Origin of the sequence: Oceanobacillus neutriphilus, assembly GCF_014645515.1 — a bacterium.
GTDB classification, from domain to species: Bacteria; Bacillota; Bacilli; order Bacillales; family Amphibacillaceae; genus Oceanobacillus; species Oceanobacillus neutriphilus.
This window is the reverse complement of sequence record NZ_BMLW01000001.1, coordinates 75,041-96,627: the sequence shown is the minus strand read 5'-3', so window position 1 is coordinate 96,627 and position 21,587 is coordinate 75,041. Positions and strand designations below refer to the sequence as shown.

Genomic DNA, 21,587 nt, shown 5'->3' with positions numbered 1-21,587 from the left:
GCTGTTTTGGTTATTAGCCGGATAATCTGTTTTTATTGTTTCTTCCTCTTATTGTCATCCTGTTAAACTACTATCGATTTGATGACATATACTTCGTTTTTCTCCTGGTTATTAAGTAATTGTAATAATCATCTACTAAAATTTTCATCTTATCTATCATAAAAATAATCTAACGCTTGCCTTTTTTTAGTTAAAGATTTTGAAATTTGGCGGAGAGAGTATTTTGCAGCAGTAAAATTTTTGAATATGCCAGGGATAAGATAAACTCTGGATTAAAAAAAGAGCCTCAGCCAAATTCCCTCTATTTCGTGATTAATTTGAATTGATATAAGCGATACAGTTTTAACAGATTGAGTAAACGCAGGGCTATGCTCGATATAAAGATAAACTCTGCCCCTTTCCGGATTGGGGTTGCCAAGTTTTCTTTGTCTGTTTATTACAAGGATTGTCGAATTGAAATGAAAATGTAATACGATTTTTTCATCATAAAATACGAAGAGATGTTATAATTACTTTTGTTCGTTTAATTCTATTTAGATGAATTTAATTAATATGAAAAAGACAGAGACTAGTAGCAGTATTAAAAATATATCGAAGTTTATAAATAGATGCGGCGAAATATGTCTTTTTTTGTGTTTTAAGAAAAAGACATAAATCAGAGCAGGTTATGTCATGGACTGAAATAATAAATTAAATTGGGTGGTCATGAAATGATAACAATGGAGAATGTATCCAAAACATATAGCAATGGTGTAACAGCACTGAACGATATTAGTATACATATCGATCGTGGTGAATTTGTTTATATTGTTGGTCCGAGTGGAGCGGGTAAATCATCATTTATCCGGTTGATTTACCGCGAAGCGAAGCCGACAAAGGGAAAAATAATTGTAAGTGATCGGGATTTAAGTAAATTAAAGGAAAGACATATTCCTTATTTACGCCGGGATATAGGTGTGGTCTTTCAGGATTTTAAGCTTCTGCAAAAACTGACAGTCTATGAAAATGTGGCGTTTGCTTTAGAAGTAATAGAAACATCGCCAAGAAGCATAAAACGCAGAGTGCAGGAAGTTTTGAAGCTGGTAGGATTGGAAGCGAAAGAAAAAATGATTCCGAGCGAATTATCAGGTGGAGAGCAGCAGCGGGTAGCAATTGCACGGGCGATTGTAAATAATCCTAAGGTTGTTATAGCGGATGAACCGACAGGAAACCTGGATCCAGATACTTCATGGGAAATTATGAAGGTGCTGGAGGATATTAACTCGAAAGGTACAACCATAATCATGGCAACTCACAGTAAACATATTGTTAATACAATTAAACGTCGAGTCATTGCAATTGAAGATGGAGTTATTGTACGAGATCAACAGCGGGGTGACTACGGCTATGAAATTTAGAACATTGTTAAGACATATACGTGAAGGTACCAAGAATATATTCCGAAATGGCTGGATGACATTTGCTTCCATCGCAGCAGTAACAACAACTTTAATTCTGGTTGCAGTCTTTTTAGCTTTAGTCTTGAATCTTGATCAAATGGCCAGAAATATCGAGCAGGATGTTCAAATCAGTACTTTAATTGATGTGACTGCAGATGAAGATCAAATTGTCCAGCTTGGTGAGGAAATTGAACAGATAGATGGCGTTGCTGAGGTACAGTTCTCTTCCAATGATAATGAGTTGAGTAAATTAATTGAGAGCATGGGAGACGAAGGACAAGCATGGTCTATGTTTGAGCAGGATAACCCGTTAAACCATGTGTACATTGTAGAAGCCGGCGTTCCAGAAGAAACTGAGGTTATCGCTAATCAAATAGAAGAGTTAGACAATGTTGAGAATGTATTATATGGAAAAGAAGTTGTCGAACAGCTCTTCCAATTTAATAATTATGCGAGAGCGATTGGACTGGCATTAATTATAGGCCTGGTATTTACAGCTATCTTCTTAATTTCTAATACAATTAAGATAACGATTATAGCAAGAAGTACAGAAATTGGGATTCAAAAGCTGGTAGGAGCAACAAATTCATTCATCCGCTGGCCATTCTTTGTTGAAGGGGCTCTGTTGGGGATTCTCGGGTCTCTGGCTCCGGTAGCAGTTATACTTGGAGGCTACTACTATATTTATAATAATTTTGCGAATGTAATTAATTTCCGATTTGTAGAACTTTTACCGTTCGACCCATTTGCTTGGCAATTATCAGGTATGGTTCTTGTGATTGGTGCAGTAATAGGTGTTTGGGGAAGTGTGATGAGCGTACGGAAGTTCCTGAAAGTATAAGATTGATAGATAGAGAAGGTCTATTACCGTGAATCATCCGTAAATTTTCTGATTCAGGCTAAACGGACTTTTGCACACAAGAGTTAGATATATATTTGTAGTTTCATTCAGTGAAAGCAGTGTAAAAAATTTCACTGAATGAAACTTCATTTTATTTTACATAAGTATAAAAGGAAAAATTGGCAGTAAAGCGCTTAAAGCAGTCATTTTCCAAAAAGCAGAAACAAAATGGAGAGGGGAACAACATATGAGAAGCTTGAGAGCATTAGCATCAGTCAGTCTAGTAACTTTGCTCGCAGTGACAACACCATTACATTCTGTTTCAGCAGAGTCTGTAAAAGAAGTGGAAGATGAAATTAATGAATTAGAAAAAGAAAAGTCTAATCTAGAAACTGAAAAAGAAAAGGCGAAGAAAAAGCAAGAGGATTCTGAGGAAAAGCTGGAATCCAATCAACAAGATCAGAGTGAGGTTGAGGGTGAAATTTCATCAATAGATGAAGAATTAAATCAGACGCAATCTGACATTACTGCAAAAGAGAGTGAGATTGAGGAAACAAATCAGGAAATTGAGAGCCTCACTAATGAAATTGAAGAACTGTCCAACCGTATAGAAGAATTAGGGGATGAAATAGAAGACTTAGAAGAGCGAATTGAAACCAGAGATGAGCTCATCAAAGACCGTCTCCGTAATATTCAGCAGAATGGCGGGGAAATTCAATACTTAGAAGTGATATTTGGAGCACAGAATTTTAGTGAATTTGTATCCCGAAGTACTGCAGTTAATACAATAATGGATCAGGACAGAACTATTTTAGAAGAGCAGGCTAATGATAAGGCTCAATTAGAAGAAAACAAAGAAGAAGTGGAAGCAAGCAAAGTAACAGTTGAGGAAAATAAAGTAGCCGTTGAAGAAAATAAGTCGGCACTTGAGGGCCAGCATGAAGAGCTGCTTGCATTAGAAGAACAGTTAGATGAACAAATTTCCGATAAAGAAACTTTATTAGCTGACTTAGAAATTGAATATAATGATATCGAAGAAGAAAAAGTAACAGCTGAAGAAGAACAGCAGCTGATTGATGCTCAAACAGAAGCAAAACGAGCGGCTTTAGATTCTGCACAGAGTAAGAAAACAGAAATAGAGCAGAAGGAAGCTGAAGAAGCGGAACGTGCGCGGGCAGAAGCAGAAGCTGAAGAGCAGCGTAAGGCGGAAGAGGAGCATAAAGCTGAAGAAGAACAGCAGGAAGACAGTGGAGAACGGACAGAGAGTAATTCAAGTGAGTCTGAAAGCAGTGAATCTTCCGATGAAAAAGAAAGTGAAAATGAAGTAGAGGTAGCCAGCGGTTATACAGCTGAAGCAGAGAAAGCAAGTGAATCTGCACCAAGCAACAGTTCCGGCTTTATTCGCCCTACTACCGGGCCGCAAACCTCTCCATTTGATCCTAATCGGGTACATCCAATACATGGAGATGTCCGGCCGCATAATGGAATGGATTTCGGACAAACTGGAGAAGCAGATAAAGTAATCCGTGCTGCTGCAGATGGAGTTGTTGCTTTCACTGGTCAAATGAGCGGCTATGGAAACACTGTTATGGTAACTCATAATGTGAATGGTCAGGACTATACTACTTTATACGCCCATCTATCAAGCTTTACCGTATCTAATGGACAGACAGTAAGCCAGGGAGATCAGATTGCTGTTATGGGTAATACGGGGGGATCTACAGGTGTCCATCTCCATTTTGAAATTCACCCTGGAGGATACAAGAACCCTGTTGATCCATCAGGCTATATAAATTAATTTATTGCGTAATTAATTAATTAATATCTCAACTTTCTCACTTTAAAAAGTAACTTCCTATCCATAGAAACAGGGGTTGAACATTTCTTCCATATATCTGTTGACAAAGATAGAAGGTAAAGTGTAAAGCGACCGCTACGGCGGACCGTTTTGCTTTCCTAGGGGCACGCTCTTCAGCTAACTTTTGCCAAGAAGAGCACTTGGCAAAAGTGGATCTTCAGATGGTGCTAATCCCTCAGGAGTCAAAACGGTCCGCCTCCGCTAGCAGGATATTCTATACTGAAATAATTGAACAAATAAAAGGCAGATCTGACAGAACGAATTTTCGTGTTGCGTGGTTAAGGTAAACATGCTCGGCAATCCTTATTTTTTGTGTATGAAAGCTATTCTCGATATGAATTATCCATGCTGTGATGATTTGAACTGCTAAAAAACCATTTGAAACACCAGCATGATTGTTTATTTAGGCTAAAAAACGATGATTTCATCTAACTTCATCAGGCTATTATTTCTTCTATGCGCTGTAGAATCCTATTAGAGCGCAGGCCAACCACGTAGACTCCTATGGGAACAGGGCGAGCTGAAGATCCACTTGAAAAGCGGGTTTCTTTTCAAGTTAGCTGAAGCCGTCCCCATGGAAAGCGGAGTGGTTGGCCGGAGCGGAAGCTATACACAATAACCTGTTCAAAAAATAAAAAGATGAGTTAACTAAAAGCAAGCATGTTAATTGAGAACATGTACATCCTGGAACAGCAAGGTTTATATGTTTATTCTTAAGTGCGAAAGTTGAGTTAATATAAAGAAATTTATCAAATGAAAAATCCGAACTAGTATTCAAAATTTCTTTCTGGGAATTTGAATTAGTTCGGATTTCTTGTTATCCGATAAATGATCGTCAGCTTTCTCCTGCTGGGCTGGGTCAGCAGATTAAATTCCGGATAAAAAGAGCAGGGATTTCAAATAAAGTGTTTCTTGATGATGTTTGTTTAAAATCATAGTCATTCGCTTCATAACATGATATGCTTTTCTTATTAGAAAATAAAAAATACCATTTTTTATCATAGATAACCGTCCGTAAAGCTCCCGTTTCGGATTAAAATGGTTTTGTTAAGTAAGCGGAATCCATTTCCATGGAAAGAAAATAAAAACTTCCACGGGAGGAAGTTTTATCCTGGCATGGATTTTTTCTTTTAAGATAACAGGTATAATAGAATAAATAAAACCATTTACTTCTTCATATTACCTGCTATATTTTTATATATTAATAATTTAACTTCAAGGGCGGATGGAAGCTTTTGAAGCAGTAAAGAGATAAAGAGGTGTAGAAAGAGATGAAGCTTAATCAATCTAAGATTATACTGATATTAATAGGCGCCTTGCTTATTGGGCTTTTAGGCGGTTACGGCGGAGTAAAGTTAGCCCAAAATCAAGGTGACAGCTCTTCTTCAGGGATAACTGATACAGACACATCCGGCAGCGGGGATACAGATGATGATCTGCCGGCAGATTTACACAAAATTTCGCAAACCTTTGATTTGATTAAATCAAATTATATTGAGGATGTTGAAGATAATGAGCTGGTAGAGGGCGCTATAGAAGGAATGCTTTCTAAACTCGAAGATCCACATACTTCTTACTTAGACAGTGAAATGATGCAGCAATTTAACGAACAGATTGAATCATCCTTTGAAGGGATCGGAGCAGAAGTCAGTGAGGTAGATGGTTATATTACGATTATCTCACCAATGAAAGATTCTCCGGCGGAAAAAGCTGGATTGCGTCCAAATGATCAAGTTTTAAGCGTGGATGGAGAAAGCGTTGAAGGATTAAATGTGAACGAAGCTGTTGCTAAAATTCGCGGAGAAAAAGGGACGGATGTTGTTTTAGAAATACAGCGTTCGGGTGTTTCAGATCCATTTGAAGTAACCATTCAACGTGATACGATTCCTGTTGAAACGGTATATAGTGAAATAAACAGTGAAGATGGCAAAGATACAGGCGTTATTCAAATTACCAACTTCTCAGAACATACAAATGAAGAGTTTACAGAGCAGCTGGCTGATTTAGAGGATCAGGGGATTGATGGTCTTGTTATTGATGTCCGCGGGAACCCTGGAGGTTTGTTGGATGTTGCGGAAGATATCCTGAAGCAGTTTGTTCCTAAAGATATGCCGTATCTGCAAATCGAGGATTCTGATGGCAACAAAGAAGAGTTTGCATCAGATTTAGATGAGGAGAAGGGTTATCCAATCAGCGTTTTAATTGATGAAGGCAGTGCTTCTGCTTCAGAAATTGTGGCTGTAGCAATGAAAGAGCTCGGATATGATATTGTCGGGGACACCAGCTATGGAAAAGGTACTGTACAGCAGGCTATTCCATTAGGTGATGACAGCTCTATTAAAATGACAACCTACAAATGGTTATCTCCAAATGGTGTTTGGATTGATGGTGACGGCGTTGAACCGACCATCGAACAAAAACAGGATGATTATTACTATTCCATTCCAATTCAAGTAACCGATGATGAGCCGCTCACCTATGATCATACAAGTGAAGCTGTGGCTAATATGCAGGTCATGTTATCCGGACTGGGATATGAAACTGACAGGACAGATGGCTACTTTAGTGAAGAAACAGAAAGTGCTGTAGAAGAATTCCAGAAAGATAATGATCTGGATGTAACCGGAGAAGTAAATGAAGAAACCGGCGGCTTGATTGAAACACAAACTATTGAAAAGATCCGCTCCGGCGAGGACGACAAGCAGCTGGAACGGTCTTTAGAAGAACTTTATCAATAAAAATGAAATGAGGCAGAGGACAAGCGTGGGAAAGAGAAGTATAATTCCGAAGCGGATACTCGCATAATCTATATGATTTTACGAGTTAGAGTGCTTCTGTCCCTGCCTCATTTTAACGTATAAAATGTATTCGCAAAGAAGGTGAAGAATATTGGTGGAAGAATGGCTTATTGAACTGGCAAAGGGTATAGGTAAGTTTTTTCTGAATCCGGCATTATACTGGTTCTTATTTATATTAACCATGGCAAGTTATTTCCGGATTAAGCGGGAGCGATATGACTTCGGAATAAAATTATACCCGAAATTTATTGAATGGCATCGGACATGGCTTGTTTCATTAATTAGCGGCATACTTATATCTGCTGTAATTATTGGAGTCGGTATGGTGTTCTCCTATGAAACCATTTTCGTATTAGCGCTCAGTTTTATCGTGTTAAGTATCAGTACCCGCTTTACACTGTTGTCTCCAAGCTATACGCTGGGACTGACATTTTTGGTTTTATTTTTTGCACCTTATGTTCTTGATATGCAAAATTGGATTGATTACTCTCTGCTTTATGAACGCAGTCTTCCTGCTCTAGCAGTCTTGGCCGGATTATTGCTTTTTGTAGAGTCTCTATTAATTAAACGTGTTGAAAAACAAGATTTATTTCCGAGAATTCAGCTGAGCGACCGGGGTGTCTGGGTTGGAGTACAGCAAATTAAACGATTAACGGTTGTACCGCTGCTTATGCTTGTTCCAGAAGGGTTAATTACATCTTTTGCACCATGGTGGCCATATTTATCCATAGGGGAGTCCTCGTTAGGTCTGGTACTCATTCCTTTCTTAATCGGCTTTAACTATAAAGCAAAAGGCCATTTTCACCAGGACGCCATTTACAAGCTGGCAAAGGCGAATACATTTTTGGCAATAGGCATTTTCCTTATTGCTGTCGGAGGGGTATTTATTCCATATCTTTCTTTGACCGCTATAATCCTTGCAATTATAGGAAAAGAATATTTGAACTACCGGTATAGAGAAGGTGACCGCTTACGCCGCCCGCATTATCAGCCGCATCCAAAAGGCCTGCGGGTTGTGGGGATTCTTCCGGGAAGTCCGGCAGACAGACTGGAGATAGAACCTGGGGAGTCTATCTACAGAGTGCATGGAAAAAATGTACAGACAAGCCAGGCTTTTTATGAAGCTTTACAACGAAGCGGGGCTTATATTAAAATGGAAGTCTTTAATCATGATAATGAGATCCGCTTCGTACAATGCTCCTTATATGAGGGGGAGCATCACTCCCTGGGCTTTCAATTTGCTGAAGAGCCCTATAAAGCAAGAAGAGATAAAAAAAATAATAATGCGTCTTAAAATAAGAATGCTTGAAACGGTGATCACAGCCGGATTCAAGCATTCTTATTTCATTATTAAATTTAAATCAGGATTGAAAGATTGACAGAAAGGCTATAATGAAAATAGAGGGGATTAACCCGATTTTCTATAACTCCTGATTGAATTCTATAGACGATAAATCTGATGTCATTTTAATATAAAAAGATGGAACATGATGAAGTGATTAATTTAAGAGCCCTGCATGTAATATTGATTTTTTGCAGAGGTATTCCAGTATTTCTAATCGTCTTAAGCTATAAATAATTAAAAACAAATATAAATTCTTAAAAACAGAGTCGAATACTTGTTCGTTTTTTAAGAAAAGGATATAATAGATATTAGCTATTGTAAGGAACGGAGGAAACAGGATGAAAGAGCATTTTGAATTAGTTTCTGCTTATGAGCCGGCGGGAGATCAGCCGGCGGCAATTAAAGAAATTATAGAAAAAATACTTGCCGGGCAGCATCATCAGACTTTACTAGGTGCTACCGGGACGGGAAAGACATTTACCATGTCCAATGTTGTAAAAGAAATTAACCGTCCGACACTTGTTATTGCGCATAATAAGACACTGGCAGGACAGCTTTACAGCGAATTTAAAGAATTCTTTCCAAATAATGCTGTAGAGTATTTTGTAAGCTACTATGATTATTATCAGCCGGAAGCTTATGTACCTTCTACGGATACTTTTATTGAGAAGGATGCAAGTATAAATGATGAAATTGATAAATTGCGTCACTCTGCTACATCAGCACTATTTGAAAGAAATGACGTATTGATTGTAGCAAGTGTATCGTGTATTTATGGCTTAGGTAACCCGGAAGAATATAAAAGCCAGGTGCTTTCTTTACGGCTTGGCATGGAAAAGGAAAGAGACCAGCTCCTGCGGGAATTAGTAGATATCCAATATGCAAGAAATGATATTAATTTTCAGCGTGGTACATTCCGTGTGCGTGGAGATTCGGTGGAAATTATTCCTGCTTCTCATGAAGAGCATTGTATCCGGGTAGAATTTTTTGGAGATGAGATTGACCGGATTCGGGAAGTGGATGCTTTAACCGGAGAAATTATCGGTGACCGTGAGCATGTAGCTATTTTCCCGGCATCCCACTTTGTTACCCGTGAAGAAAAGATGAAAATTGCGATTAAAAATATTGAAAAAGAATTAGAAGAACGGCTGAAGGAATTAAATGATGCAGGAAAACTGCTGGAAGCCCAGCGTCTGGAACAGCGCACAAATTATGATTTAGAAATGATGAGGGAAATGGGATTTTGTTCCGGTATTGAAAACTATTCACGTCCTTTAACATTACGTGAGGCAGGTGCAACACCATATACATTACTGGATTTCTTTCCGGATGACTTTTTAGTAATTATTGATGAATCCCATGTGACATTGCCCCAGATTCGTGGTATGTATAACGGTGACCAGGCCCGGAAGCAGGTTCTCGTTGACCATGGGTTCAGATTGCCTTCAGCAATGGATAACCGTCCGCTGCGCTTTGAAGAATTTGAAGAAAAGACCAATCAGCTGGTCTATGTTTCCGCGACACCGGGTCCATATGAATTAGAGCATTCACCGGAAATGACAGAACAGATTATCCGTCCGACAGGTTTATTGGATCCAGAGGTGGAAGTCCGTCCTATTGATGGGCAGATTGATGATTTGATTAGTGAAATTAACAAGCGGACAGAGAAAAATGAACGTGTATTAATCACGACCTTAACGAAGAAGATGTCGGAGGACTTAACAGATTACTTGAAGGAAATCGGGATGAAGGTTGCTTATCTGCATTCAGAAATTAAAACTTTGGAGCGGATCGAAGTTATTCGTGATCTGCGCGTTGGAAAATATGATGTTCTTGTCGGAATTAACCTTCTTAGGGAAGGGCTGGATATTCCGGAAGTATCTCTGGTTTCCATCCTGGATGCCGATAAAGAAGGCTTCCTCCGTTCAGAGCGGTCCTTAATCCAGACTATGGGACGTGCTGCAAGAAATGAAAATGGTAAAGTTATTATGTATGCTGATAAAATAACGGACTCCATGCAAAAAGCGATTGATGAAACAGAGCGCCGCCGCACTGTACAGCAGGAATACAATGAAAAGCATGGTATTACCCCACAAACCATTCGTAAGGAAGTCCGTGATGTTATTCAGGCAACAGTTGCTGCAGAAGCACCGGAAGCATATGATTCTGAAGCAAAACAAGTGAAGAAGATGACGAAGAAAGAAAAACAGAAGGTTATCGAAAATATGGAAAAAGAAATGAAACAGGCAGCCAAAAATCTAGACTTCGAGAAAGCAGCAGAATTAAGGGATGTTCTCTTGGAGCTAAAAGCGGAAGGATGAATTTTTTATGCCAAGCAAGTCTATAAAAATCCAAGGTGCCAGAGCGCATAACTTAAAAAATATAGATGTCGATATTCCCAAAAATAAATTAGTTGTTCTTACAGGGCTTTCTGGTTCCGGGAAATCATCCCTCGCCTTTGATACGATATATGCAGAGGGACAGCGCCGATATGTAGAATCTCTGTCTGCATATGCAAGACAGTTTTTAGGACAGATGGATAAGCCGGATGTTGATGTGATTGAAGGTTTATCACCGGCAATCTCTATTGATCAGAAAACAACCAGTAAAAACCCAAGATCAACGGTCGGAACGGTTACAGAGATTTATGATTATTTACGTTTACTTTATGCACGCGTAGGAAAACCGACCTGCCCGAAGCATGGTATCGAAATCAGCTCACAGACAGTGCAGCAGATGGTCGATAGAGTATTGGAATATCCGGAAAGAACGAAAATGCAGATTTTAGCCCCTGTGATCTCAGGCAGAAAGGGAGAGCATGTTAAAGTTTTAGAAGACTTGAAAAAACAAGGTTATGTGCGTGTCCGGATTGATGGAGACATGATGGAAGTAACGGACGATATTAACCTGGAGAAAAATAAAAAGCACTCTATTGAGGTTGTTATTGACCGTATTGTTATTAAAGAGGGAATAGAAACCCGTTTAAGTGATTCCCTGGAAGCAGCGCTTAGATTAGGAGAGGGCAATGCGATTGTTGATGTCATTGGCGATGAGGAGCTCATGTTCAGTGAAAATCATGCCTGTCCAATCTGTGGTTTCTCTATCGGTAAATTAGAACCGCGCTTATTCTCGTTTAACAGTCCTTTTGGTGCCTGTCCGAGCTGTGATGGATTAGGAACAAAACTTGAGGTGGATGTTGAATTAGTTATTCCAGATTGGGATAAAACATTAAATGAACATGCTATTGCACCTTGGGAGCCTATCAGTTCCCAATATTATCCGCAGCTCTTAAAGAGTGTCTGCGATCATTATAATATTCCGATGGATGTTCCTGTGAAGGATATTCCTGAGGAACAAATGGATAAAATTTTATATGGAAGCGGAAAAGAAAAGATTCATTTTCATTATGAGAATGATTTTGGAAGTGCACGTACCAAAGATATTGCTTTTGAAGGTGTTTTAAAGAATGTTGAACGCAGGTACAAAGAAACTTCATCTGATTTTATCCGTGAGACATTAGAAAAATACATGGCACAGAAAAATTGTCCCACATGTAAGGGACATCGTCTGAATAAAGAGGCGCTTGCTGTATTAATTGACGGGAAGCATATCAGTCAGGTAACAGACTTTTCTATCCTGGAATCTATGGACTTTTTCAAGCAGCTTGAATTGAGTGATAAAGACCGTCAGATTGCCCGTTTAATTTTGAAAGAAATTGATAACCGACTGGCATTTTTAAATAATGTCGGCTTAGATTATTTAACGTTATCACGTGCAGCAGGAACACTTTCTGGCGGAGAAGCACAGCGAATCCGTCTTGCGACTCAGATCGGCTCGGCATTGACAGGCGTGCTTTATGTACTTGATGAGCCTTCCATAGGATTGCATCAGCGTGACAATGACCGACTTATTGAAACGCTTAAACAGATGCGTGATTTAGACAATACGCTGATTGTTGTCGAGCATGATGAAGATACAATGCTTGCAGCAGACTGGCTGATTGATATTGGACCGGGTGCCGGCGAGCACGGCGGTGAAATTGTAGCAAGCGGTACACCGGAAAATGTAATGGCTGACGAGAATTCATTAACCGGCCGTTATTTATCCGGTAAAGAATTTATCCCTGTTCCATCTAAACGGAAGAAAGCCGATAAACGTAAAATTAAAGTTACCGGTGCGTCGGAGAATAATTTGAAAAATGTATCGGCTGAAATTCCGATCGGCTTGATGACAGTCGTCACTGGTGTTTCAGGTTCCGGGAAAAGTACACTTGTTAATGAGATTATCTACAAATCTTTAGCAAAAGAATTATACAGAGGCAAAGTGAAGCCTGGGAAGTACCGGAGCATAAAAGGAATCGAACATATTGAAAAAGTTATTGATATTGACCAGTCTCCAATTGGAAGAACACCACGTTCCAATCCGGCGACGTATACAGGTGTATTTGACGATATTCGTGATGTATTTGCACAAACGAATGAAGCAAAGGTAAGAGGATATAAAAAAGGCCGCTTCAGCTTTAATGTGAAAGGCGGACGCTGTGAAGCCTGCCGCGGGGATGGAATCATCAAGATTGAAATGCACTTCCTGCCGGATGTTTATGTCCCTTGTGAGGTTTGTGAAGGGGCACGTTATAATCGGGAAACACTGGAAGTGAAATACAAAGGCAAAAATATATCAGAGGTATTGGATATGCGTATCGAGGAAGCGTTAGAGTTCTTCGCCGCAATTCCAAAAATTAAACGGAAGCTGCAGACTATTTATGATGTCGGATTAGGATATATCAAATTGGGGCAGCCGGCAACGACCTTATCGGGCGGGGAAGCTCAGCGCGTTAAATTAGCAAGTGAATTGCATAAACGCTCCAATGGAAAGACGTTTTATATATTGGATGAGCCGACAACGGGACTTCATTCTGCTGATATACGCCGTTTGCTGGATGTCCTGCAACGACTCGTAGATAATGGGGATTCTGTCTTAATTATTGAACACAATTTAGATGTGATTAAAAGTGCGGATCATATCATTGATTTAGGTCCGGAAGGCGGAGACCGGGGCGGTCAGATTATTGCTAAGGGAACGCCGGAAAAAATCGCAGAGCAGGCAGATATTTCTTATACAGGGAAGTACCTTGGACCTGTATTAGAAAGAGATAAAGAACGGATGAATGAAATGGTGAAAGAGAAAGTCAGCAGTAAATAGAGGGAAACTGGTCCATCTTTAGAGTGCGATTTTGCTCTTCAGATGGACCTTGTTTTATTACAGAGTGATGGAATATGAATCCAGGCTAACTTTTTTGAGTAAATCTCATATCTGTTCTACAAAAAATAGTTTATTTTATTAGACAATTGTAATCCAATCAGAATACTATGCTATAATAAAATATAAATATACAACGAATGTAATGTAAGTATATTTTCAGAACAAAATTCTGTTGCGGATGAAGGCAAAGTTTTCATTTGAGTAAGCTATCTGATTGACGCTTGGTCTGCATTTCGATAGAGTATAAGAATAGAATTGGAGGTTGAAACATGAAACCGATAGAAATAGAAAAAGTCCAGCAGGCATTGGACAGTTATTCGAACAAAGAAGTATATATACATTTAGAAACAACAAATGGTGCTTACGCCAATCACTTAGACGCCAACGCATATACTGTTGGAGCATATATCCGGAATGCAAAGGTAACATATAAACAGGCAAAGATTATAGGAGATGGAAATTCATATCGCGTTGGTTTGAAAATGGAGCTTGGCTGGATTTATGCAGAAGGGTTAACCGATTGGACCATTTATCAGGAAAACCAATTATTGTTGGCCGGTCATGATAGAGAAGGCAGGCTAATGGTAGCTTTAGAGGTTAGTGAAACACCTTTTCAACAGTAAAGTACAAAGTAAACATACGCTATTAGGAAGATTCTAGTTAGAAGGATAGGTGAAGATAATGGAAAAACACGTGGTTGTTATTTTTCCGCACCCGGATGATGAAGCATTTGGAGCGGCCGGCTCTGTTGCAAAATTCCGTGCTGAAGGTGTGCCGGTAACATATTTATGTGGAACATTAGGACAAATGGGAAGAAATATGGGAAATCCAACATTTGCGAATAGAGAATCCCTGCCGGAAATTCGTAAAAAAGAGTTAAAGCGTGCCTGTGAGACATTAGATATGGAATTGAAGATGCTCGGATATCGGGATAAAACAATTGAATTTGAAGATAAACAGGAGGTTGCTGATCATTTAAGAGGATATTTAGAAGAAATAAAACCTTCTCTTGTGATTACGCATTATCCCGGTTATGCTGTACACCCGGATCATAACTCCTTAGGAGCTGCTGCAATTCAGGCAGTAGAGGATATGAATCGGGAGGAAAGACCAAAAGTATGGGCCCAGGCTTTTTCGAATAATCATCTGGAGGATCTAGGAAACCCTGATATTACCAATAATGTTATTGATTATTTCGATAAAAAATTGCAAACGATTCTGTCACATGACTCGCAGGTAGCGGGTATGTTTGGATGGTATAAACAGTTGGATGATTTAGATGAAGAAGTGAAAAAGGAACTGATTGAAAACCAGGCGACAGAACGTTTTTATGTTTGGGATTTTGAAAAGGACAGCTCAAAATAATTGTTTTGTTTAAAAAGAATGGGTAGCGGGAAAATAGAAATGAAACTTTTTCATTTCTATTTTCGTATGAAAGGGTAGAATAACACATATCCATAATTAAATAGACAACAAAACAGTTATCTGAGGAGGTACTTCCATGAAAAGATTATATCGTTCGGAATCAAATAAATTTCTTGCCGGTGTACTTGGTGGTTTAGGAGAGTATTTAAATGTGGATGCGACACTGCTCCGGATTATTTTCTTAATCCTGCTTATCCCGAGTTTTTCCACATTGGCAATTGTTTATGTGATTGCCGCATTTATTATGCCTAAAGGAGACGTGTATTAATGCTGCTTCGGGGGATTATTTCATTAGTATTAAATGCTGTTGCGCTGATAGCAGTTGCCCAGATTTTTGATTCTTTTCAGCTTGATGGATTTGGTACAGCGCTGTTAGCAAGTGTTATTTTAGCCATCCTGAATATGTTTGTGAAGCCGATTTTGGTTATTTTGACATTACCGATTACAGTGATTACATTTGGATTGTTTTTAATTGTTGTCAATGCAATTATATTGATGATTACGCAGGCGCTTATCGGACCTTCCTTTGTTATTGACGGGTTTGGTACGGCGTTTATTGCATCGATTGTGATTTCATTAATTTCAATGATTTTAAATAGTGTTGTTCGGGATATAAGGTAATAAGAAAAGATCAGGTGTTTGCCTGATCTTTTTCTAATGAGCAAAATTTGAAAGATGAGCCCGCTGTTGTCAAAGAGGAAGGAGAAAAAAGTGCTTAAATCGATAAATTTAATCAAAGAATTACTTTCTGATACAGATTATGAAATAACAAATATATTGAAAGAGCCGCAAAATATGGAATATGAGGGAACTACTTTTACTATTAATGATACTAAATATAGAAGCCGTTTAGCTAAACAAACACCAAAGAAAGATGGCTATTTTGTTGTTTTTTGGGAAAAAGATGTAAATCAACGAAATGAGGCATATGCGTATAGTGAAAGCCCGGATAAAATAATGATTTCGATTATAGATAAGGATTTGAAAGGTCAGTTTATTTTTCCAAAATCCCTTCTTTTAGAAAAAGGGATATTAAGAACTGTTGATAACAAAGGGAAAATGGCAATAAGAGTGTATCCTTCCTGGGAAAAATCGTTAAATACCTCTGCTAAAAAAACACAGGCATGGCAAGCACCATACTTTATGAATGTTTCCAATAAAATAGATAGGGGAAGACTAACAGAATTATATTTCTCTTAAAAAGTACATATAAGAAATGGAATGAAAAAGTCCGGACGATTTTAATCTGTTCTATATAGGATAAAGCTACAGACTTTTCATTCCATTATTTTTCTCCGTCCTCTTTATACTGCTGTTCCATCGCTTTAGCTATTTCCTCCATGTAGGCTTCTTCCTCTTTTGACCAGAAAGTCGGAGCTGCGAAATCATCCACTTCAGCAGATTCCAATTGTTCTTCCCATTTATCCATGTTCTCTACAATAACATCTTCAGGTACAATTTTCAGGAACAGTTCACTAAAATTTACTAGCACCTGTTGTGCTTCTTTGGCATGCGGAGGAGTATTCTCTCTCATCAGCTTTTTTACATCAGCCAGGATAGAAAGTAATTCTCTATCTAATTTTTTACGATCTTCCTTTGGTATATCCGTGAAAAGTGATGCAAAATCGTCTGGAAAATGCTCCTTCATCAACGCTTTTTGCTCTTCTTCAAATTCCATCCCGTAAAGCAGCGAAGTGAGGACAGTCCAATCTAATGGGAAGTTATCATCCAAAAGCTCTTGTACATGATCGATTGCTGCAACTGCCCGGTCTAATTCTTCACGCTTATGCACCAAAACTTTTCTTTGACCAGGGAGAGTGTCAGCGAAATTTTCTAACGTGATTTCTTCTTTATCCAGCATTTCTTTAATCTCCTGGAGTGAATATCCAATAAACTTTAATGATTGAATACGCTGCAAGGTAGCAAGTTCTTCCAATCCGTATAAACGATGACCACTTTCATTTCTTTTGCCTGGATAAAGAATCCCCAGCTCTTCGTAAAAACGCAGTGTCCGTGTTGAAAATCCGGTTTTTGCTCCAAATTCACCAATGGTGTACATTCTATCTCAACTCCTTTACAGATAAGTATAATGCTTTCCGTTACGTGAAGTGCAAGGGTTTTTTAACGGGTGAGGTAAAAATCAGAATCGAGGGTTTGATTGTTCGCGCTACTATTTTTTTAGCAGGTCTGTTTATTTCCAGCAGACCTGCGTTTACTTTGAAAGCTTAAGAATTATGAAATAAAAAGAAAGAATCAAATAGAAATCAGGGATTTAGTTAAACAATTTCCCTTTATTTATACATTTAAACTTAAAGTAACAATTCCCTGATAATAGAGATATCAATGATTTTATCAGGGAATACACAGGATAAACGTTTTTTAAAGAGAGGAACAAAACCGATATAATGATTATTTGTGGTATTATCTGGGTTCAAAAAAGATGTAAAGTATAGAACAATAGTCTGACTATAATATAAAGCTCTTTCTTTGTGAAACCTGACTAAAATCCAATAATTAAGCCCTATATTTTTTAGATTTAATAAGGAGCTGTCACAAAATACCTGCTACGTATCTGATGACAGCTCCGCTGGAAAATAGCCAGTCTGGTTACTTAAAGCTTCTCAGGAGCTTTAACACCCAGCAGCCTCAGTCCTTCCTTCAACACAATCGCAACAGATTTTACCAACGCCAGTCTGCTGTTTTGCTCTTTATCATCAGTTAATATTTTGACCTGACCATAATATTTATTAAAATCCTGACTTAATTTTAGAACATATTTTGCAATGACGGATGGCTCTGCCTGCTGAAAGCTTTTCTCGATGATATTTGGAAAATCCATTAAGGTTTTGATGACGGTCCAGCTGTGTGAATCGGTCAGCCCGCTGACTGGAAAGTTATTTTCACTGGAAGCTTTCCAGAGAATAGAACAGGCACGGGCATGCGTATATTGTACATAAAGCCCTGTGGAACCCTCAAATTTCAGCATCTCATCCAGATTGAATTCTATATTGTTTTGGCGTTCATTCTTTAAATCATGAAAAATAATCGCTCCGACACCGACCATTTTTGCTACTTCCTCTTTGTTTTCTAATGCAGGGTTTTTAACTTTAATATTTTGGTAAGCCAGGTCAATGGCTTCTTTAATAACGTCCTCCAATAGCACAACTTTTCCTTTTCTGGTCGACATTTTCTTTCCGTCTTTTAAAATAAAACCGAATGGAACATGCTTTAAGGAAGCTGCCCAGCCATAGCCCATTTTTTGAAGCACGAGAAATAGCTGTTCGAAATGAAGGCGCTGCTCCTGGCCGACGATATAAAAGGATTTTTCAAAATGATAGGTTCTGCTCCGATAAACAGCTGCAGCCAAATCTCTGGTGGCATACAATGTTGCGCCGTCTTTCTTTTTGATTAAGCATGGCGGCATATCCTCAGCTGCTAAATCAACCACCTCAGCTCCATCTGAAAGAGACAGGAGACTCTTGGCTTTCAATTCTTGGACAATCCCGTCCATTTTATCATTATAGAATGCTTCGCCATCATAAGAATCAAATGCAATATCCAGCAGCTCATAAATTTTTGCGAATTCCTTCATTGATTCTTCTCTGAACCATTTCCACAGCTTATTTGCTTCTTCGTCTCCAGATTCTAATTGTTTAAACCAGAAACGGGCTTCATCCTCTAATTGAGGGTGTTTTTCTGCTTGTTCGTGAAACATAACATATAAATGAAAGAGCTCTTTAATTGGATTCTCTCGTATTTTTTCCTCTGAACCCCACTGTTTATAAGCAGTAATCAGCTTGCCGAATTGCGTACCCCAGTCGCCAAGATGATTTATTCGAATGGCTTCATAACCATATTTTTCTGAGATATTAGCAAGTGCATTGCCAATAACAGTAGAACGTAAATGGCCCATCGAGAAAGGCTTGGCGATATTTGGGGAGGAGAAATCCAGAGTAATCTTCTTCCCAGTACCAACAGAAGAAGAGCCGTAGCTTTCTTTCTCCATATTAATGCGTTGAATCGCCTGTTTACTTACGATTGCTTTGTTTAAAAATCCATTTAAATAAGGTCCTGCTGCTGCTGTCTTTTCTAAAAAGGGTGCTTTTACTTTTAGGGACAGCTCTTCGGCTATCTGCTGTGGAGCTTTTTTCATTTTTTTTGCTAACGTAAAGCAAGGGAATGCTAAATCGCCATGTGTATTATATTTTGGCTCCTCAATTAATGAAATAATTTCATCCACATCTGATATTTCTTGTAAATGGGCATAAATCTCTTCTGCAAATTGTTGGCGATAATTCATGGTCCACTCCTCCAATACGATAAAATATGATATATAAAACATAAAAAAACCCGTCTCCATGATGTAACATAGAGACGAGTTTATTCGCGGTACCACCCTAATTGTTCTCGATTTTCCTTATAAAGCTTTATGCTTTAATCAGAAATAAATAAGAACCTTCTTATATTATTTTTAACGGAATAACCCGGCATATCCTACTGATCGTTCAGACAGCACCTCTGAAGTGCGCTTCATTATATTCTGTACTGTCAGGCTTCCACCGGCTCCCGACTCGCTGCTGCACATGATATATAACTACTCTCTTCATCAACGGTAATGTATTAATGCTTCATTATACAGAGATTCTCTAAAATAACAAGTACTCCTTTACAAATATTTGGCAAAGAGCTTTATTAAAAAACTTCTCCTCTACGTTTTTTGAACGGATTATGCTAAAATGTATATCAGTTAGCTTTGTTGAAGAGAGGAGCTTCAAAATGGTATCGACCGTCTGTACAAAGGATTTATTAGATCGGTTTAATTTGCAATTAGTAGCAGGAGAAGAAGGAGTTCACCGTGAAATTATAACAAGCGACATTTCACGCCCGGGATTAGAAATGACGGGCTTTTTTGACTATTACCCCCGGGAGCGTCTACAATTAATTGGTAAGACAGAATTGGCTTACTTTCTGGGGTTAAATGCAGCAGAAAGAAAGCAGCGTGCTGAAAATCTGTGTACGGATGTAACTCCGGGAATTATCATTTCCCGTGGCATGGATGTACCTGAAGAATTTTTTGAAGCATCGAAGCATTCCGGAGTACCTATCATACAATCACCGCGGACAACAACGCGGGTATTGAGCCGTTTAACCAATTACTTAGAATCTAAATTTGCACCGTTTACGGCGGTGCATGGTGTTTTAATAGATATTTATGGCGTCGGTGTCTTAATTATCGGACAGAGTGGTGTTGGTAAAAGTGAGACAGCATTGGAATTAGTCAAACGTGGACATCGTCTTGTAGCAGATGATAATGTTGAAATACGGCAGGAGGACTATGAGAGTCTGATTGGTAATGCACCTGCCCTTATTGAACATTTACTGGAAATACGGGGCTTGGGTATTATTAATGTCATGACGTTATTTGGAGCAAGCTCGATCCGCAGCCAAAAACGAATATCTATGGTTATACAATTGGAAAATTGGGATAATAAAAAACAGTATGACCGTCTGGGATTAGATGAAGATACGATGAAGATTATGGATGTTCATTTGCCGAAAGCAACAATACCTGTTAGACCAGGAAGAAACCTGGCTGTTATTATTGAAGTAGCTGCCATGAATTTCCGGTTGAAACGGATGGGTGTGAATACTGCAGAAGAGTTTTCAGACCGTTTAACAAAAATGATTGAACAAGGTGATTTAGAATCACAATAGGAGGTAGGATATAGATGATTGGGACAAGTGCTCCTATTGATCGCGTATTTTTAGAAATTGGTCCATTAACAATTTATTGGTATGGAATCATTATTGCTGTTGGAGCCGCGTTGGCAGTTTATTTAGCTATGAGGGAAGCGGAAAGAGTCGGGCTGGGTAAAGATACCATTATGGATTTCATTATTTTTGCTGTACCGATTGCGATTATCTCCGCAAGAATTTATTATGTAATCTTTGAGTTTGACCAATATGCAAATGGTCCTTTTTGGAAAATATTTGCCACCTGGGAGGGTGGAATCGCTATTCATGGAGCGGTAATTGGCGGCGTACTTACAGCCATTGTTTTCACAAAAGTAAAGAAAATTTCATTTTGGCGTCTGGCTGATGTCATTGCCCCCAGCTTAATATTGGGACAGGCGATTGGACGCTGGGGAAATTTCGTGAATCAGGAAGCACATGGCGGCCCGATTTCTGAGGCTGCGTATGAAAGCTTCCATCAGTATTTGCCGGACTTTATTATGAATCAGATGGTCATCGATGGTGTGATGTATCATCCGACATTTTTATATGAATCTGCCTGGAATTTCCTAATATTTTTTGGACTGTTACTTTTCCGCAGAACAAATCCAAAACGTGGAATGGTATTCTTAATGTATGCTGTCACGTATTCAATCGGCCGTTTTTTCATCGAAGGGCTGCGGACAGACAGTTTATATATCATTGGTGATCTCAGGACGGCACAGGTTGTATCTATCTTAGCTGTCGCAGTTGGACTTATCCTCATGCTATACAGACTCAAGGCAACAGAAACGCGTTATCTTGATGTACCTGTGAAAATGAGACAGTCAAATAAAAGTAAAAAGAAAAAGAAGAAAAGGAAATGAAGCAAGCGTGTTAAGCTGAA

Annotated in this window: 16 protein-coding genes and 1 other annotated feature; of the genes, 14 read left to right on the top strand and 2 right to left on the bottom strand. The window is 38.7% G+C overall.

Annotated elements, in window-relative coordinates:
* Positions 1 to 710 precede the first annotated feature (710 nt).
* From ftsE to IEX29_RS00370, 12 genes are all read left to right on the top strand, one after another.
* Positions 711 to 1,397 (top strand): cell division ATP-binding protein FtsE, encoded by a 687-nt coding sequence (gene ftsE, locus IEX29_RS00425; RefSeq protein WP_188732554.1) that lies wholly within the window; start codon positions 711 to 713, stop codon positions 1,395 to 1,397.
* On the top strand, positions 1,387 to 2,280 hold the full coding sequence (ftsX, locus tag IEX29_RS00420; protein WP_188732553.1) for a permease-like cell division protein FtsX: 894 nt from the start codon (positions 1,387 to 1,389) through the stop codon (positions 2,278 to 2,280). Before ftsE ends, ftsX begins: the two co-directional genes overlap by 11 nt.
* Before the next feature lie 247 nt (positions 2,281 to 2,527).
* Entirely contained in the window at positions 2,528 to 4,078 is a 1,551-nt protein-coding gene (locus IEX29_RS00415) for a murein hydrolase activator EnvC family protein (protein WP_188732552.1), read from the top strand.
* Positions 4,079 to 5,409: 1,331 nt separating this feature from the next.
* Positions 5,410 to 6,876: a S41 family peptidase gene (locus tag IEX29_RS00410; RefSeq protein WP_188732551.1), complete on the top strand. Its 1,467-nt coding sequence runs from the start codon at positions 5,410 to 5,412 to the stop codon at positions 6,874 to 6,876.
* A gap of 154 nt (positions 6,877 to 7,030) precedes the next feature.
* A complete protein-coding gene (locus tag IEX29_RS00405; RefSeq protein WP_229720030.1) occupies positions 7,031 to 8,230 on the top strand; it encodes a PDZ domain-containing protein in 1,200 nt (399 codons plus the stop codon).
* Between the two features lie 389 nt (positions 8,231 to 8,619).
* Entirely contained in the window at positions 8,620 to 10,602 is a 1,983-nt protein-coding gene (uvrB, locus tag IEX29_RS00400) for an excinuclease ABC subunit UvrB (RefSeq protein ID WP_188732549.1), read from the top strand.
* Positions 10,603 to 10,609: 7 nt separating this feature from the next.
* Complete coding sequence (gene uvrA / locus IEX29_RS00395; RefSeq protein ID WP_188732548.1) at positions 10,610 to 13,483, top strand: excinuclease ABC subunit UvrA; 2,874 nt, start codon at positions 10,610 to 10,612, stop codon at positions 13,481 to 13,483.
* A 329-nt stretch (positions 13,484 to 13,812) separates the two neighbouring features.
* The gene (locus IEX29_RS00390) at positions 13,813 to 14,166 is read left to right on the top strand and encodes a YojF family protein (protein WP_188732547.1); all 354 of its coding nucleotides are present in this window, start codon (positions 13,813 to 13,815) and stop codon (positions 14,164 to 14,166) included.
* A 58-nt stretch (positions 14,167 to 14,224) separates the two neighbouring features.
* The gene (bshB2, locus tag IEX29_RS00385) at positions 14,225 to 14,908 is read left to right on the top strand and encodes a bacillithiol biosynthesis deacetylase BshB2 (RefSeq protein ID WP_188732546.1); all 684 of its coding nucleotides are present in this window, start codon (positions 14,225 to 14,227) and stop codon (positions 14,906 to 14,908) included.
* Positions 14,909 to 15,044: 136 nt separating this feature from the next.
* A complete protein-coding gene (locus IEX29_RS00380; RefSeq protein ID WP_188732545.1) occupies positions 15,045 to 15,236 on the top strand; it encodes a PspC domain-containing protein in 192 nt (63 codons plus the stop codon).
* Positions 15,236 to 15,589, top strand: a complete 354-nt coding sequence (locus IEX29_RS00375) for a phage holin family protein (RefSeq protein ID WP_077601948.1) — start codon at positions 15,236 to 15,238, stop codon at positions 15,587 to 15,589. The genes IEX29_RS00380 and IEX29_RS00375 overlap by 1 nt, the downstream gene beginning before the upstream one ends.
* A 174-nt stretch (positions 15,590 to 15,763) precedes the next feature.
* Complete coding sequence (locus IEX29_RS00370; RefSeq protein WP_229720029.1) at positions 15,764 to 16,168, top strand: MepB family protein; 405 nt, start codon at positions 15,764 to 15,766, stop codon at positions 16,166 to 16,168.
* 85 nt (positions 16,169 to 16,253) lie between these two features.
* On the opposite strand, the gene IEX29_RS00365 is transcribed toward IEX29_RS00370, so the two are convergent.
* Entirely contained in the window at positions 16,254 to 17,027 is a 774-nt protein-coding gene (locus tag IEX29_RS00365; RefSeq protein WP_188732543.1) for a MerR family transcriptional regulator, read from the bottom strand.
* A 552-nt stretch (positions 17,028 to 17,579) separates the two neighbouring features.
* Positions 17,580 to 19,268 carry an arginine--tRNA ligase gene (gene argS, locus IEX29_RS00360; protein WP_188732542.1) on the bottom strand — a complete coding sequence of 563 codons (1,689 nt, stop codon included), beginning with the start codon at positions 19,266 to 19,268 and terminating at the stop codon, positions 17,580 to 17,582.
* Positions 19,269 to 19,335: 67 nt separating this feature from the next.
* Positions 19,336 to 19,587, bottom strand: a binding site (T-box leader).
* A 157-nt stretch (positions 19,588 to 19,744) separates the two neighbouring features.
* Between argS and hprK the strand changes: the two genes are divergently transcribed.
* Complete coding sequence (hprK, locus tag IEX29_RS00355; protein ID WP_077601956.1) at positions 19,745 to 20,683, top strand: HPr(Ser) kinase/phosphatase; 939 nt, start codon at positions 19,745 to 19,747, stop codon at positions 20,681 to 20,683.
* A 14-nt stretch (positions 20,684 to 20,697) separates the two neighbouring features.
* The gene (gene lgt, locus IEX29_RS00350; RefSeq protein WP_188732541.1) at positions 20,698 to 21,567 is read left to right on the top strand and encodes a prolipoprotein diacylglyceryl transferase; all 870 of its coding nucleotides are present in this window, start codon (positions 20,698 to 20,700) and stop codon (positions 21,565 to 21,567) included.
* Positions 21,568 to 21,587 lie beyond the last annotated feature (20 nt).